The sequence below is a fragment of the Candidatus Cardinium hertigii genome, assembly GCF_050864915.1.
Classification (GTDB): Bacteria; Bacteroidota; Bacteroidia; order Cytophagales; family Amoebophilaceae; genus Cardinium; species Cardinium hertigii_D.
Genome location: NZ_JBOZWY010000001.1, coordinates 177,093 through 192,798 on the forward strand (window position 1 = coordinate 177,093; position 15,706 = coordinate 192,798).

A 15,706-nucleotide genomic window follows, 5' to 3' on the forward strand; every position below is an offset into this window, starting at 1 on the left:
ATGGAATCACTTTCTATAAAAATTAAAATCAGTGACCGAATCTATCCTATGAAGGTACAACCAGAAGATGAAAGCTTTGTAAGAAGGGCGGGTAGCATCTTAGCAGAACGGATTAGAGGATATCAAAAAAAACTTTGCATTCAGGATCAGCAAGACCTGCTAGCTATGGTAGCATTTGATTGCCTAGTAGGCTATTTAAAAATGCAAGAAGCCGCTGGTACAACAACCAATCAGCTGATACAAAAAATAGAACGTTGGAACGATTCTATTGAAAAAACATTAGAGTAGATAGATGGATTCTATAGCGATTAGCTATAGGCAATCAATGTGGGTTTGGGCGTTGTTTTATTCTTAAAGTGACCAATAGAAAGCTGAACCGATGGTACTACCTTTCCTAATAAAGGGCTGTATCCTATTGTACATGCTACTGCCGGCCATGACATACGTACATGTTCTAATTGTACTCCTACGCCATAGTTGTCTACCCAAATCTGGTTCAATAGCTGATTGCTTTGATTGTATAGCCCGATAAAATGGGTAAAGCCAAGACAAACAAAACGAATGGGCTGTATGACAATTGGCTTATGCAAGGTGCTGTGTAACTGCACATTAAGCCGTCCATAAATAGGTTGTTGCAAACGGTTATCTTGGTAAACTGGTGCCAATGATTCAGGGTCACCGGGGCAGATGGCTAGCACACGTTCCTGAGGCATACGGTAACCTATTATATAGTTTATGGCTATACATTGGCGCATCCCATTACAGGTTCGTATGGATGGACCTGAGTAGACGAATCTAAGTTTAAGTATGGCTTCTTCTACTGTTTTTTTATGTATAAAAGCTCCTGATTCAAAGCTTAAATGCAAATATTTAAAAGTAGGATGGGCAATATTTTTAATGCCATTGATGCCTATATACTGTCTGTTATTGTATGCGCCATTTTGGTAGCCATATAGCACTTCTATAGATCCACCGTTGGGTAGCTTTTCCAACCCATTCAGTTTGTACACATCTCTTATAGTCGTGTACCCATCCGCTACCCAACCTACCTTACCCAAAATAAGTCTATAATTATGGTAAGGATTACGGAGCGTATCCAAAACAGATGGCCTAAATTGTTTTATATAGCCACTTAGCCCAGTGATCCAATAGTAAGGCAAACAAGATGTCTTTGCTGATATAGCCCATAACTTGCCGATCCATAGATTCTTGTAATCAAATCTATAGGTATCGTCTATCTGATTGTACCATTGACCTCCAAAAAAATAATTTCCATGCAGCTTAGGTAGTTCATATGTGCATCCGTATCCCCATCTTTTTTTTAGAAAAAATTCTTGGGTTAAGCCATGTCCATGCCCCCATGCATTATGATGCGTTATGGTCAGCAACGGTCCCTCATCTAGGTTTAAGTCAAAGGTTATAGGAAATCGATCCTTGGTTTGTATCATTAGGTCTGATAAATGGCTGTTGCCATTTGAATCAACCACTTTACGGATAATAGATACAGTCGAAAAGTAAGGCAGTTCCATTAACCGTTTTTCGATAGATAATAGTATTTTTCGATCAAAAATTGCTCCTGCTTCCAGGTTAATCACTCTATAAATTAATGAAGCATCAGTGGTAGGAGTCAACCACCTAACCAAACGTAAGCAAGGATATGTCTTAGCAGTTATTGGGCCTATAGCACCTGTAGATGCGATGGTTATGGTTCTAAGGGTATAAGAAACAGCGGTAGAATGGCTGGCCTGTACCTTATGTAGTATACAAAAAAAAAGTACCAACCCAGCGGTTAAACTTATATATTGTGCAGCACCTCTACATTTTTTACCCATCGGTACAAGCTATTTAAAATATTATTATCCTGTATGTACAGTGGTCTATATGAATCAAATCTAGGATAAGGCGTTATGAGACAACATACCACCTTATTACCTAGAAACGATTACCACAATCATGTAAAAGCGGTAAGAAAAAGGGTATAAAATAATTGGTTTTTGTAATAAAAAACCAGTAAAAATCTATTTACATTACTGTAAATCAGCCAAATAAATACACAACTTAGATTTTTAAGTTATTTTTCGATTTTTACTTACCATTGATTAATATTCATCTTCATTAAAAATAAAATCATCACCCGTTGGATAGTCAGGCCATATTTCTTCAATAGAGGTATATGGATAATCATCGTCATCCAATTCCTCTAGATTTCTAATAACTTCAAAAGGGGCGCCTGACCGTTTGGCATAGTCTATTAATTCATCCTTAGTGGCTGGCCAAGGGGCGTCTTCTAAATGCGATACGAGTTCAAGTGTCCAATACATAATATAAAAAGTAAAAAATAAATTAAATTTAAGGAGTCTTAGTAAGTTTTAAACCAACCCTTAAGCAGCCAAAAATAGAGTAATTTCTAAATTTATACAAGGAACTTTCTCTATGGTTGCTATTGCTATTTATTATTTAATTTTTATCATGTTAATTTTAACGTTAAAACATTGAATTATATAATATAAATTATTGATTTTAGATGCAAATTTCTTTTTTTATTGCCAAACGTTATGTTAAAAAACAGGGCAAAATAAGACTAATGTATAGGTTATCGAGACTTGCTTGTTACAGCATGGTATTGGGTACGGCTATTTTATTACTCATATTGGCTACCATGAACGGCATGCAAAAGCTATTATCTGCTTTATTTTATACCTATACACCTGCATTAAAAATAGAATGCCAAACAGGAAAAACATTTTTATGTGATAAAGAGTTTAAAAAAAAAATTATGTATGTTGCTGGTGTAACCGATATAGTAGAAGTATTAGAAGCAACTGCACTGACGCGTTTGCTCGATCACCAAGCTATTGTAACCATTAAAGGCGTATCGAATAATTTTTCAACAAGTGGTTTTTATAAAAATTGCAAACGTATGGATGGGGTTGCTTTCTTAGGAGATGGTAGGGCTAAAGCTGCGGCAGGTATAGGCATTGCCCAATTTTTACAATGGACTCCTCATAACAATAAGCTAGAGGTTTTTTATCCAAAGCAGGATGGCCACCATCTCCATAAGCCGTATAAACGTACCACCTTAGAGATAGATGGTCTTTTCTCTATAGCGCCTCCAATAGATTGCAAATATATCATTGCGCCTATTCGCTTCGTGGAAGAATTGACGAATGGCTTAAACAAACGTACGCATTGGGAGGTGGTGATACACGCTACAGCTGAGGTTCAAAATACGCAAATAAACATAGAAAAACTACTACCAAATGGCTATAAAGTAAGCAATCAAACTGAGCAAAATGCAACACGACGTAGGGCTATTTTCATTGAACGGCTTTCCGTTTGCTTTATTTTTGCTTTGGTATTGCTCTTAGCTTCACTCCATATTTTTTTTATGCTATGCATGTCCATATTGCAAAAGCAAAAAGAGATTGCAATACTTGTTTCATTAGGCGCTACGCCAGGAGCAATAGGTAAAATTTTTTTCTATAATGGAATGCTGGTAGCCTTGAAGGGTATCCTATACGGCCTTATGCTTGGTTGGGGATTAAGCTTTTTGCAGCAAAAGTTCGGGATCATTACTTTTACTAAAGTAAGCCATAGGGTGGCTTACCCTGTAGAAATCCATGTGTTGGATTTTATATACACAGCTATGGCAACCACTTTATTTAGTCTATTGGCTACTCTTTGGCCAGTCAAACGAGCCATGCAATTAGCCAAAAAATCACTAGATGGCATCGCTGCAGTCCAATAAATCGTTCTGTCGCGTTGTGTGTAGTAGATAGACATAGTGGAATGATTTTTACTGTCTGTAAGATCAAATCTTGACTTCTATAATCTATGATTGCTATAGAAACCCTTTATCAGAAATATCTAACAGCGCGGTCTGTCACCACAGATAGCCGCTATTTTGCACCAGGTGCACTTTTTTTTGCCATTCGGGGCCCTCACTTTAATGGAAATGCTTTTGCTGCAGAAGCGCTAGCAAAAGGCGCCTGTTATGTAATTGTAGATGATCCTGTCTATGCGAAGCGATCATCTGCTTATATCTTAGTTAAGGATAGTCTTGCTACACTTATCCAATTGGCTGGTTACCATAGGGCTCAATATAGTCCTCTTTTTCCAGTTATAGCCATAACGGGCTCTTACGGTAAAACGACTACCAAAGAGCTTATCTATCACACCTTGCGGACCACTTACAGAACAGTAGCCACCAAAGGCAACTTAAATACCACTATTGGGGTCGCTTTAACGATTTTATCGCTACAACAGGATACACAAATAGCAGTTATAGAAATGGGTGCTACCCAATTAGGTGATATTACTTTATGTTGCAACCTAGCACGACCTACACATGGTATGATTACGGCTATTGGAGCTGCTCATCTTGAAGGATTTGAGAGTATAGCAGGTGTGATCCAAGGCAAAGGCGAGTTATATGATTATCTATATACTACAGGTGGCACTGTTTTTTTGAACAGTTTAATGCCACTATTGTCTAGTATAAGCAGGAAATGTAATCAACCAATTACCTATCCGCAACACAGTGACTTTGCACCACTGGAGTTGGTTGGTGAGGAGCCCTACCTCCATTGTAAAACCTCAAAAGGGGAAATTTTTGCCACCCATTTATTAGGGAGAGCCCATATACACAATATAGCAGCAGCGCTCTGTGTAGCCAAATACTTTAATGTACCTACTGCAACAGCCCACGCAGCCATTCAAACTTATGTTCCTACCAATCAACGGATGCAATTGGTGATTAAAGGAAGCAACCAATTGATTATAGATAGCTACAATGCCAGTCCTGCTTCTGTTCAGACCGCTCTTGATGCATTGTTGCAATTAAAGGTACAATACCGTATCGTTATATTAGGTGATATGGCTGATTTAGGCAGTCAGACTACTGTTTGGCATAACAAAATGGTTGAACAGCTTCGCCAACACGATTATGATCGCGTACTACTATGTGGTCCTTTTTTTACCGCTGCAGCCCACCAACGCCCGCATCCGAAAATGTACTGTTTTACCCATAAAGAAACATTGGCAGACTATTTAGATAGGCATACCTTTCAACATAGTGGTATTTTATTAAAAGCAGCCCATCATTTAGCCATGCATACACTAGCAGAACGGTTAAAAGAGCCATAGACTACTTAAAATTATTTTATACCCAATTCAGTCTATTTTTTATAAATTATATGCACGTTTTTACTATAATTTCAGTAAATTTACTTAGTTTAATAGATAAAAGCGCTATAGGGATAGGTGGGTGAGTGGTTTAAACCAGCAGTTTGCTAAACTGCCGTATGGATTATTCTATACCGGGGGTTCGAAGCCCCCCCTATCCGCTTTTTATTTTGCTTATAGATTCGGGGCGTAGCGTAGCTCGGTTATCGCGTCTGCTTTGGGAGCAGAAGGTCGCAGGTTCGAATCCTGCCGCCCCGACTGACAAGTTGATAGCCAAATATCAACCAGCTTCATGTAGCTTCTTTTTCACTTAGGTTCTATCTCTTTAGTAGTGCAAACTTGCCAAGTGACTAAAACTAAATAAATATATTTTAGGTTCCGTAGCTCAATGGATAGAGCAACTGCCTTCTAAGCAGTAGGTTGAAGGTTCGAGTCCTTCCGGGACCACTCTATAAGAATAGATTGGGCAATTTGAAGCCACTCTAGTAGAAAATTTCAACGCGTTAAAGTATTATTTTTATATTTTAACGTGATTGAGTGCTTCTATAATAGATTGATGTCCCTTTCGAGTAGCCAAAGTAAGCGCTGTTTCTTGCCATTGGTTGGTTATATTAAGATTGGCACCAGCTGCAAGCAGTTGCTTTAGGATCGCACTATGACCTTTTTTAGCTGCCCACATCAACGCAGTATAACCTGAATGGGTTTGTATATCAAGGCGAGCACCAGCCTCTAACAATAGCTGTATACTTTCTTTTGAGCCATTTTTGACCGCTAAAATCAGCGCAGTATTACCTACATTACTGGACAAATTTGGATCAGCGCCCGCGCAAAGCAACGCATTAACAATGGCAGGATGATTGTACTGTGCTGCATACATCAATGGTGTTAATTCCCCAATGGCATCTACACCAAAAAGGGTTTGCACGATTTTTTGTCCTTGAATTTGCAGATTAACAGTAGCCGCTAGTTTACTTTTACCCAATTGATTGAACGATGCACCTGCAGCTATTAATGCCTGAACAATTGGTAGATGACCCATTTTAGCTGCTTGTATAATAGGGGTAAATCCTTGATAATTGGCTGAGCTTAGACTAGCACCAGCAGCCAATAAAACTTGAACTATTTCAAAATGGCCATTTTGAATGGCACATAATAGGGCTGTATCACCCTCTATGGTTTGAATATTTAGATCGGCTTTTGCAGCAATAAGTACTTTAACAATATCTACATGCCCTTTCCAGGCCGCTTGCATAAGCGCCGTTACCTGATGGGCGTTTCCCTGATCTATTTGCACACCAGCTGCAATAAATCGTTTGACAACGGCCACATTACCGCCTATTACTGCGCGCATAAACGGGGTTCCATCACCAGCTGTAGGTACGTCTACTTTTGCACCTGCGTGCAACAATGGATCAACTAGGGATAGATCCGTAGCTGCATAACCTAAGGGTGTCTCACCTGCAGCAGTTGCTACATTAGGATCCGCAGCTGAGGCAAGCAGTTTGTCTATTACTGCTTTATGCCCTTTGGCAACAGCATAGGTAAGGGCAGTATAACCCAGATGAGTGGTGGCATTCAGTTCCGCACCTCCTTCAATCAACTGTGCAACCAGATCATGATCTCCGTTCAATGCAGCAACTATTAGTGGGGTAACCCCCTTTTGATTGGCCATATGAATGGATGCTCCTGCTTTGATAAGCCGCTTGGCCATATCCGTATAGCCCATAGCAATTGCCTGAAGCACAGCAGTAACAGCTTCTGAATTAAAAAATGATTAAAGCTTACTACCAGCTTTATAAAAAAAGGGCTAACTTTTAACAATGGATGAAAAGCTAACCCTTAAGCGAAACAAACAAAACAAGTAAAACACCTAACCTGAAAGACTACGTCCAAAAGAACGAGACCTAAACCGATTAAAATTTGAGCTTTGTCTAAATGGTCTTTTTGCTTCTTTTTCTACTGGATCATTATGAATAATACGCCAGAGTCTTCTTTCTTGGGGAGAAGAAATCATAGACAAAGCAAAACCTGTAGCACCCGCTCTACCGGTTCTACCAATTCTATGGGTATAATCTTCAGCAGCTTGGGGAAAATCATAATTGATTACATGCTTGATATGATCAATATCTAATCCCCTTGCAGCCACATCAGTTGCTACAATAATAGTATAATGCTTATTTCTAAAGTCCCTTATGACACGCTTCCGTTGGTGTTGCTTTAATCCACCATGAATGGCGCAAACTTTAAAATTTGCTTGCTGTAATTGATAACTAATGCTATCTGCCTTTACTTGCGTTCTTACGAAAACAATAATAGATCCCTCCCGTTGATTAAGTTGCTCCAATAAAACTTGAAATTTTGCAGCCTCTGGCACATAAAGAGATTCTTCCTCTATGTTTTTAGGCTCATCATCAGAAACCTCGACATTAATACGCGCCGGTTGCCTTAAATAGGACCCAGCCAATCGCTCAATGTTTCTATCCAAGGTAGCCGAAAACATCAATGTTTGTCGTTCTATCGGCAAACGCTTAATAATTTTATCTATTTGAATAGAAAAACCCATATCTAACATTCGGTCGATTTCATCCAATACCAAAAAAGTAGTACGGTGCAAATGTAGCGAGCCTCTACATAAATGATCTTCTACACGGCCAGGTGTACCTACAATAATATTAGGGCTCGTGCGCAAACGCATTAACTGCTTGCCAATGGGCTCACCTCCTATTAACAATACCGTACGCAAGTGGCTACAACCACGGATCATACTCGACATCACACCTGCTACTTGTTCAGCAAGCTCTCGTGTGGGGGCCAATACGAGTACACTCGCCTCAGGCCGATCCATAAGCTGTGCAACTACAGGTATAGAAAAAGCAGCTGTTTTTCCACTACCTGTTTTAGAAGAACCTAAAATGTCTTGGCCGGTTAAAGCTACTGGAACCACTTGGTCTTGAATAGCAGTAGGACAATTATACTGCATCTTGGCCAACGCTCCCAAAAGAGCTGATGGCAAATTATATTTTTGAAAAGTATTACTCAATGTATATCTAAAGTATAATATTAAAACTTAAATCATTCTTCTTCTGTTTCTTACACATCAAGTACCTTAATGTTACTAGCTACTTCTTTACCTCTATCGCTGGTTATTTCAAAACCTACCGATTGACCTTGGTCTATCATGCTTACTCTAGACGCCACAAGCGCACTTATATGGACAAAAACATCTTTACCTCCATTTACTGGCTTTATAAATCCATAACCCTTGGCTGGATCAAACCATTTTACTACTCCTTCCATCATGGAAAACAAAAAAAACTATTATTAAAAATTAAACGCAAAGCGCTTTAACCTATCTTGTACTTATAAAATTATTAAATAAGCAACCTATAGGCACCTTGACTTAAGGTTAAAAAAAACGCGTGGTGCAAGTTAAGTTTTTTTATTCAAAAAAAGAAAACTTTTTATCAAAATGGTGTACAATTAAGTAAATAGAGGCTATATTGCTATGGATAAAAAACAGCTATTCAAACTTTTCAACTAAATAAAATTTAGTCTTTTTAAAAAATTTTGAATCAATATAGGTTTAGGCAAAGTTTGAATCTGTGAACAATTAAATGATACTAAGGAAAATTGATTCAATAGATCGTTGGCTACTTGCAAGAAAACTGAGGTGACCTCTATTTTGTGAAATTTTACGAATAACTTCTGATGGGTAAGCAAATGACAGTGCTCTTTTTCAAAGGTAGTAATGGATAACTGATGGCCTTTAGCTAACCTAAGCAAAGGATCTTCCATCTGATGTACCACTAAGCGCTGTTTATTTTCTAACAAATAAAAATCATACATCCCTTGCCAAATATCTCTTTTTATACGCTTCTTCATATATATAACTTCCTTATACTGCAAAATAAAATAGTCAAAATAACGGACTCGTTTATATAGTTTATTGGTTTTAACAGGTAGTACTTTTTGTCTGTCGGTATAGAAAGCCAGACAATAGCTGTTGAAAACACAGGTAGTACAAAAAGGAGCTACTGGGGTACATTGAAGTGCACCAAAATCCATAATCGCTTGACTATATGTGTCAGGTTGTATAGGATCTACTAATAGAGTAGCAAACTGATGCATTTGTTTTCTACCTTGGGATGTACCTATATCATAGGTTAACCCAAAAATACGTGCCAATACGCGGTAGACATTTCCATCTACAGCAGCTACTACTTCTTTAAAAGAAACGGCGGCAATCGCTGCGGCTGTATAAGGGCCTACTCCCTTCAATGTAAGGAGTGATCGGTAACTAGTAGGGAAAACGGCATTATATTTTTCAACAATAGTTTGCGCACAATGATGTAGGTTACGGGCTCTGCTATAGTAACCCAATCCCTGCCATAAACGGAGCACATCCTGTTCTGTAGCACGGGATAATGCCACTACAGAAGGATATTGGGCAATAAAACGCTCATAATAGGGAAGTCCTTGCACAACTTTTGTTTGTTGCAAAATAATTTCTGATAACCATATCTTATATGGATCTTTAGTGGTACGCCAAGGCAAACAACGCTGATGTAACTTGTACCAAGAAAGCAATAACCTACGAAAAATAAGATGGCTAATGGTATTCATTAATATAGACGATACGATAATGAAAAGTGTAGTGCATATTTTATTATATTTGGCAAGAAATACTACTGTAGACTGAATAATGCATAACCATTGCGCAATATAGGCAAGCATAGACAAATTTAAGCGGGGACAAACCATTTTTATGTGTATAAATAATAAATAATATCCTTGCAACAACAAGCTTCAGAAAAGAAAAAAATACTATGTCTTTACAATTAACCAATCCACTTGTTTTTTTAGACTTAGAAACTACAGGTACCAATGTGGTACATGATCGCATCGTAGAAATTGCAATGATTAAACTTATGCCAAACGGAAACCGCCTTACCTTTTACAAAAGAATTAATCCAGAACAAACTATTCCTATTGAATCTAGTTTAATCCATGGGATTTATGCGGAAGATGTAAAAGACAAACCAACTTTTAAACAAATAGGAAAAGAATTAATTGCCTTTTTAACAGGCGCTGACTTAGCTGGTTTTAATTTGCTGCGTTTTGATATACCTATATTAGTAGAAAGTTTTTTACGGGCAGAATTAGAGTTTAAAGTAGAAAACCGTAAAATTGTAGATGTTCAAAAGCTTTTTCACTTAATGGAAAAAAGAACTTTAAAGGCAGCTTATCAATTTTATTGTCAAAAGGAACTAGATGGCGCTCATAACGCTATGGTAGACATAGAAGCTACTTTAGAAGTATTGACGGAGCAAATAAAAAGATACGAAAATCAGCCAGTAGTGGATTCATTAGGCAATGCATTGGGTATCATAAAAAATGATGTGGCTACCCTACATCATCTAACGAATACCAACATGGTGGATTTTGCAGGTAGAATAGTCTACAATGCGCAACATATACCCATCTTTAACTTTGGCAAACACAAAGGGAAAAGTGTATCAGAGGTACTCAAATTGGAACCTTCCTATTATAAATGGATGATACAAGGTGATTTTCCTTTGGATACAAAACGAAAATTAACCCAAATTAAAATGTATAGTGGACCGAAAAAACCGGACAAAGTTTTATAAATTTTGTTTCCGTACTTTTTTAACAATTGTATGTGACTATGACTGGTATATTGACTTCCATGATCGCTATTAAAGTACGCTGGAACAGGATATTTACTAAGAGCTTCTTCTAAGATAATAGTAAAAAATTAGTATTTGAAAAAAATAATCAAATCGCATATATTAAAGGAACATCTGAGAATCTAAACTTAAACCACAACTATAAACTATAACTTTTTTACCATCTGTAAGATTAAATTTTGATTTCTACAGATGCTTTTAAAATGTATGGCACTTGAAAAAATTTGCAGATATTATACTGCCGCTACCTATTAAAGCTTTAACCTACTCTATTCCTTCTAAGTACCAAGATAGATTAGAGATAGGTAGTAGTGTGCTTGTACCATTGCGTAGCAGCAAACTCTTGCTTGGGATTGTAATCGGCTGCCATAATATCCCTCCCTCCTATCCTACTAAGGATGTATTAGCCATATCTTACACTACCCCTTTATTTACAGCTCAGCAATTGGCATTCTTAGAATGGATGGCCGATTATTACCTATCTAATCTTGGTGAAACGCTATCGATGGCATGGCCTAAAGTACTTAACAACATAGGTTTTCAACACAAGGAGCCTATGGGAAGCTATACACTATCTGCAACCGAACAAACTATTTTAACTGCGCTGCAACACCAATCTTTATCTTATAGATCTATTGTGTCATTAATAGGGCAAAAAGATACTAATAAAGCACTTATAACACTGCTGTCTAAAAGATTGGTAGAGGCAACGGTCGAGACTACGATTGATCCAGTAGAGACTGAAAACTACTACGTTACCCTTTCTCCCACTATTCACTTAGATCCATTTACCATAACCAAACTAGCACCACGATCAGCTAAACAACAAGCGCTTTTAGCCCATTTTTTACCCAATAAAGAAAATTTTCCTCTATATATTTCTAAAGAAATATTGTTAGGGTATTCTAAATCAGCTTTTCATGGATTATACAAAAAAGGGATTTTGATAAAGACAGATCCACCTCAGTTAGCTACATCAACCTTTACGGCACCCTGTAGACCATTATCTACTTTAACAGCCTATCAAAAAAAAGCGCTTATAGAAATTGAAAAGCAATTTGCTCAAAAAACAGTGGTACTATTATATGGTGCTATAGGAAGCGGCAAAACAGAGTTGTATATGCATCTAATTGCATCTGCACTCTGCCAACAAAAACAAGTATTGTTTTTAGTACCAGAAATAGGTCTAATAACGCATATAGTAGAACGTATCAGACCTTTTTGGGGAGAATGGTTGATGGTATACCACTCAAAACAATCGAATAAAGAACGTTTAAAGACATGGGCACGCTTGCTAAACCCAGCTGCATTATTGGTTATAGGCACACGCTCTGCCCTTTTGCTGCCCTTTAAAGCACTACAACTGATTATTATAGATGAAGAACAGGATCAAGCCTACAAACAGATCGACACAATGCCTACCTACCATGCACGAGAGAGTAGCATTCTATTGGCGCAACAGCATCAAGCAAAAGTTTTACTGGCTTCAGCCACACCTTCTATAGAAAGCTATTACAATGGCCAAACTGGTAAATATGGGTTGGTAAGATTAAGCCATAGATTTGGCACAGCAGGAGAACCTAAGCTGTTTTTTATTGACCTAAACATAGAAAAAAAGCGTAACGCTATGCGAGAAAATTTTTCTCTAACGCTACTATCTAATCTTGAAAAGAACCATATGGAAGGTGGTCAAGCAATGATTTTTCAAAACAGAAGAGGATATGCAGCATACTTTTTATGTGCAGCTTGTGGATGGATCCCACGTTGTCTTACTTGCTCGGTAAGTCTTACCTACCACCAAGCATCGAATCATCTCCACTGCCATTATTGTGACTATGCTAGGCCTCCTTTTTCGACGTGCGATCATTGTGGATCTAAACAGCTACACAATATAGGCTTTGGTACAGAAAAACTAGAAGAGAGCTTACAACTTATATTCCCAAAACAAAAAATTAGTCGGATGGATGTAGATAGTACAAAAGGGAAAAATAGTTACCAATCTTTATTGAAAGAGATAAACGATGGATCAATAGATATCTTAGTGGGTACACAGATGATGGCCAAAGGATTGGATTTTGCCAACATGCGCCTTATAGGTATACCCGATATAGATGGATTACTTTACTTTCCTGACTTTAGATCCAATGAAAAATGTTTTCAACTGATTACTCAGTTGGCGGGAAGAGCAGGTAGACGCCACCAACAAGGCAGTGTATTTATTCAAACCAGGCAGAGCCATCATCCTTTATTTCAATACTTATCTAATGGTGATTATGAAGGGATGTATCATAATGAATTAGCAGAAAGAAAGCGGTTTCTATATCCTCCTTACGTTAGACTCATTAAACTACGTTTAAGTGGTATAGATGAATCTACCTTACAATCAGGGGCCATGAAATTGAAAGAAATATTAGAAAAAAAATTTGAAGGCATGGTACTAGGCCCTCAACAACCATTAGTGGGTAAGATCAGGAATTATTTTTTATTAGATCTATTATTAAAAATAGCCAGTAAAAATTTAAGTACATTGCAGCGTACAAAAGAGGATGTAAGAAATGGTTGCAAATATATGCTAAGTAAAGCACCCTATAGCAAAATCAAAATAGTATTGGATATAGATCCGATTTAATGTGTAATTCGTAGAGACTGTCGCAATAAATATGGCTCTGTTGCGTCTATACGCAACAGAAGGGATAAATTAAAACCACTAAGATACTTTTATTTTAAATCTTTTTTCAAGCCATTTAGGTAGCAAAATAGCTCCTAAAATTAGGTAAAGATAGAAAGTAGTTATACGCCATAAGAGCACAATTAGTAAGGTATAGTCCGCTAAAATAGGTTCAAAAAATTGCTGAAACAAAAGTTCAGCAATACCACTTCCACCTGGCAAAGCAGGCACCAACATCAAGGTCCACATGACTACTTGTTTGCCGAAAATAGCCAAATGTTCACCAAAAGAAGTAGGACAATAGGCAGCAATTAAACAATTCAATAACATATATCGAACCGTCCAAATTAAAAAGGTACAAAACAACATCTTACACCAAAAAAGAAGACTTTTCCCTCTAAACTCATCTGAAGTAACGATAATATCTTTACTAAGCTGATAGGCCGATCGACGCCATCGCTTTAGAAAAGGGATACTAGTCAGGTAGATTAAAATCCACTTTAACAACTTGGGATTTACGAAGACACCAATGGCCATTACCAAATTATACAGGAAAAAAACAATATAAATAATAACAAAAAAGTGCTTCATGCTACTACAGAATGAGCCTGCCATAGCAAAAATAGGATCATATACTCCGCCTAAACCAAATGAACCTGCTAAAAGAAAGAAAAAATTGTCCATCATCCCCAGCACTACAATATAGGCCATAGATCTACCCAGTGATAATCCTTCTTTAGATAGCAGAAAAATAGCCACTAACCCTCCCCCTACTACAGATGGAGTTACAGCAGTCCCAAACTCCCAAAGAATAGCTACATAAAAACAACTACTCCAACGCAAGCTACCATTGCTTAAGACGCGTAACCTATATATATGACCAACTTCTCGTAACAGAATAGCCAGGAAAGCGATATACACATACTTCCAATTAGGGTTACCCAGTAATGTAACTATTTCACTTGAAATTTTACCAGATCTATAAAATAGAAATAGGGTAACAGCTAGTCCACCCAATACAGGAAGCCATACTTTTTTAACATTTAATGTTTTAGGTGGATCTTGCGCATCCATCTGGGTCTGATTGTTCATTTAAATTGATTCAGATAATTCTATAGAAGCCGTTATGCCTTTTACAGAGGGCACCCTGAAATAATTTGAATCACTACTGGGTGCAAGTGTTAAGGCTTGGGCATGGGAAAGTGAATTCGACACCACATCTGAACGGAGACTACTAGATTCTAGTTTAGAAGGTTTTTCTGCTAGCATAATGTTATCGTCTATATCTAGCTCATCTAATTGTTCTACCCAATCTACCATTGCATTTAAGTCATGAAGCATCTTTTCTCGCTCATGTGGCGGCAATTCAAGCCGACAAAGATAGGCCAATTTATTTAAAAGGTCGTCATCAATAATCATATGTACTTTAGATAAAAAAGTTTAACAAGTAGTAAAGTTCGTTTATAAATCAAATAAATAAAGCCATACGATGTTATATGGACAACTATGCCGCAACAATAGATGGATACTATTTGCATGTTAGATCGCTTCGATGCTATACTATTTATCCGTGTAATAACAATTGAACCACCACATCATTCTTTTTAGTAAAGTCCCATGGGATCCTATGATTATTATCTTCTAGATCGATACGTGCAGCTGCATCTAAAAGCATCTGCACTATTTTTTTATTTCCTGCTTTTACTGCCTTATGCAATGGAGTACAGCCATGGTTATCTTTTTGATTCGGATTTAATCCTAATCGCAATAAGTAGGCAACCATTTCATTACTACTTTTATCATCTCGACACTCAGCAGCCCAGTGCAACAAAGTTTCACGATACTGGCATGGAATAGATTCTATTTTCAGATCTCTTACTCGTTCAATCAATGCTTTCATAGTAAGTATACGCTTCTTCTTGTATGCCCAATCTAAAGGGGTAAACCCGTTACCATCTAAGGCATCTACCTTTGCTCCTTTCTCAAGCAACTGTTTGGTAATAAGAGCATCTTTATCGCAATAGCCAGCCCAATGTAACGCGGTATTGCCATATGGATCTTTACTATTAGGATCTGCACTTGCATGCAAATAGGCACGCACTTTTTCAAATTCACCTTTTTTGACAGCTACCATTAAAGGCATTAG

14 protein-coding genes and 3 tRNA genes are annotated in these 15,706 nt (G+C 37.5%); 8 read left to right on the top strand and 9 right to left on the bottom strand.

The features are described 5' to 3' along the window. The gene (locus tag ACRRVD_RS00710; protein WP_432461275.1) at positions 1-288 is read left to right on the top strand and encodes a cell division protein ZapA; all 288 of its coding nucleotides are present in this window, start codon (positions 1-3) and stop codon (positions 286-288) included. A gap of 20 nt (positions 289-308) precedes the next feature. Here ACRRVD_RS00710 and ACRRVD_RS00715 read toward each other — a convergent pair whose 3' ends face one another. Then, positions 309-1,832 (bottom strand): BamA/TamA family outer membrane protein, encoded by a 1,524-nt coding sequence (locus tag ACRRVD_RS00715; protein ID WP_432461276.1) that lies wholly within the window; start codon positions 1,830-1,832, stop codon positions 309-311. A 267-nt stretch (positions 1,833-2,099) separates the two neighbouring features. Further along, complete coding sequence (locus ACRRVD_RS00720) at positions 2,100-2,321, bottom strand: DUF2795 domain-containing protein (protein WP_034576849.1); 222 nt, start codon at positions 2,319-2,321, stop codon at positions 2,100-2,102. A gap of 203 nt (positions 2,322-2,524) precedes the next feature. On the opposite strand from ACRRVD_RS00720, the gene ACRRVD_RS00725 reads away from it, so the two are divergent. From ACRRVD_RS00725 to ACRRVD_RS00745, 5 genes are all read left to right on the top strand, one after another. Next, positions 2,525-3,748: an ABC transporter permease gene (locus tag ACRRVD_RS00725; protein ID WP_432461277.1), complete on the top strand. Its 1,224-nt coding sequence runs from the start codon at positions 2,525-2,527 to the stop codon at positions 3,746-3,748. 86 nt (positions 3,749-3,834) lie between these two features. Next, positions 3,835-5,145: a UDP-N-acetylmuramoyl-tripeptide--D-alanyl-D-alanine ligase gene (locus ACRRVD_RS00730; RefSeq protein WP_432461278.1), complete on the top strand. Its 1,311-nt coding sequence runs from the start codon at positions 3,835-3,837 to the stop codon at positions 5,143-5,145. Positions 5,146-5,256: 111 nt separating this feature from the next. Next, positions 5,257-5,345: transfer RNA gene (locus ACRRVD_RS00735), tRNA-Ser, on the top strand. Between the two features lie 22 nt (positions 5,346-5,367). Continuing rightward, positions 5,368-5,442 (top strand) — tRNA-Pro (locus ACRRVD_RS00740). A gap of 116 nt (positions 5,443-5,558) precedes the next feature. Beyond that, positions 5,559-5,631: transfer RNA gene (locus ACRRVD_RS00745), tRNA-Arg, on the top strand. 70 nt (positions 5,632-5,701) lie between these two features. Here ACRRVD_RS00745 and ACRRVD_RS00750 read toward each other — a convergent pair. The 4 genes from ACRRVD_RS00750 to mutY form a co-directional block, all read right to left on the bottom strand. Then, positions 5,702-6,928 carry an ankyrin repeat domain-containing protein gene (locus tag ACRRVD_RS00750; protein ID WP_432461279.1) on the bottom strand — a complete coding sequence of 409 codons (1,227 nt, stop codon included), beginning with the start codon at positions 6,926-6,928 and terminating at the stop codon, positions 5,702-5,704. Positions 6,929-7,054: 126 nt separating this feature from the next. Further along, positions 7,055-8,224: a DEAD/DEAH box helicase gene (locus ACRRVD_RS00755; protein ID WP_432461280.1), complete on the bottom strand. Its 1,170-nt coding sequence runs from the start codon at positions 8,222-8,224 to the stop codon at positions 7,055-7,057. A 50-nt stretch (positions 8,225-8,274) separates the two neighbouring features. Next, on the bottom strand, positions 8,275-8,484 hold the full coding sequence (locus ACRRVD_RS00760) for a cold-shock protein (RefSeq protein ID WP_014934820.1): 210 nt from the start codon (positions 8,482-8,484) through the stop codon (positions 8,275-8,277). A 237-nt stretch (positions 8,485-8,721) separates the two neighbouring features. Further along, positions 8,722-9,918, bottom strand: a complete 1,197-nt coding sequence (mutY, locus tag ACRRVD_RS00765) for an A/G-specific adenine glycosylase (protein ID WP_432461281.1) — start codon at positions 9,916-9,918, stop codon at positions 8,722-8,724. 92 nt (positions 9,919-10,010) lie between these two features. Here mutY and ACRRVD_RS00770 point away from each other — a divergent pair, with 92 nt between their 5' ends. Together ACRRVD_RS00770 and priA are read left to right on the top strand one after the other, a co-directional pair. After that, on the top strand, positions 10,011-10,832 hold the full coding sequence (locus tag ACRRVD_RS00770; protein WP_432461282.1) for an exonuclease domain-containing protein: 822 nt from the start codon (positions 10,011-10,013) through the stop codon (positions 10,830-10,832). A 274-nt stretch (positions 10,833-11,106) separates the two neighbouring features. Next, entirely contained in the window at positions 11,107-13,521 is a 2,415-nt protein-coding gene (gene priA, locus ACRRVD_RS00775; RefSeq protein ID WP_432461283.1) for a replication restart helicase PriA, read from the top strand. A 78-nt stretch (positions 13,522-13,599) separates the two neighbouring features. Here priA and ACRRVD_RS00780 read toward each other — a convergent pair whose 3' ends face one another. The 3 genes from ACRRVD_RS00780 to ACRRVD_RS00790 form a co-directional block, all read right to left on the bottom strand. Further along, complete coding sequence (locus ACRRVD_RS00780; RefSeq protein WP_432461284.1) at positions 13,600-14,652, bottom strand: lysylphosphatidylglycerol synthase transmembrane domain-containing protein; 1,053 nt, start codon at positions 14,650-14,652, stop codon at positions 13,600-13,602. Further along, the gene (gatC, locus tag ACRRVD_RS00785; protein ID WP_432461285.1) at positions 14,653-14,979 is read right to left on the bottom strand and encodes an Asp-tRNA(Asn)/Glu-tRNA(Gln) amidotransferase subunit GatC; all 327 of its coding nucleotides are present in this window, start codon (positions 14,977-14,979) and stop codon (positions 14,653-14,655) included. It lies immediately after the preceding gene. Positions 14,980-15,124: 145 nt separating this feature from the next. Beyond that, on the bottom strand, positions 15,125-15,694 hold the full coding sequence (locus ACRRVD_RS00790; RefSeq protein WP_432461286.1) for an ankyrin repeat domain-containing protein: 570 nt from the start codon (positions 15,692-15,694) through the stop codon (positions 15,125-15,127). Positions 15,695-15,706: the final 12 nt, after the last annotated feature.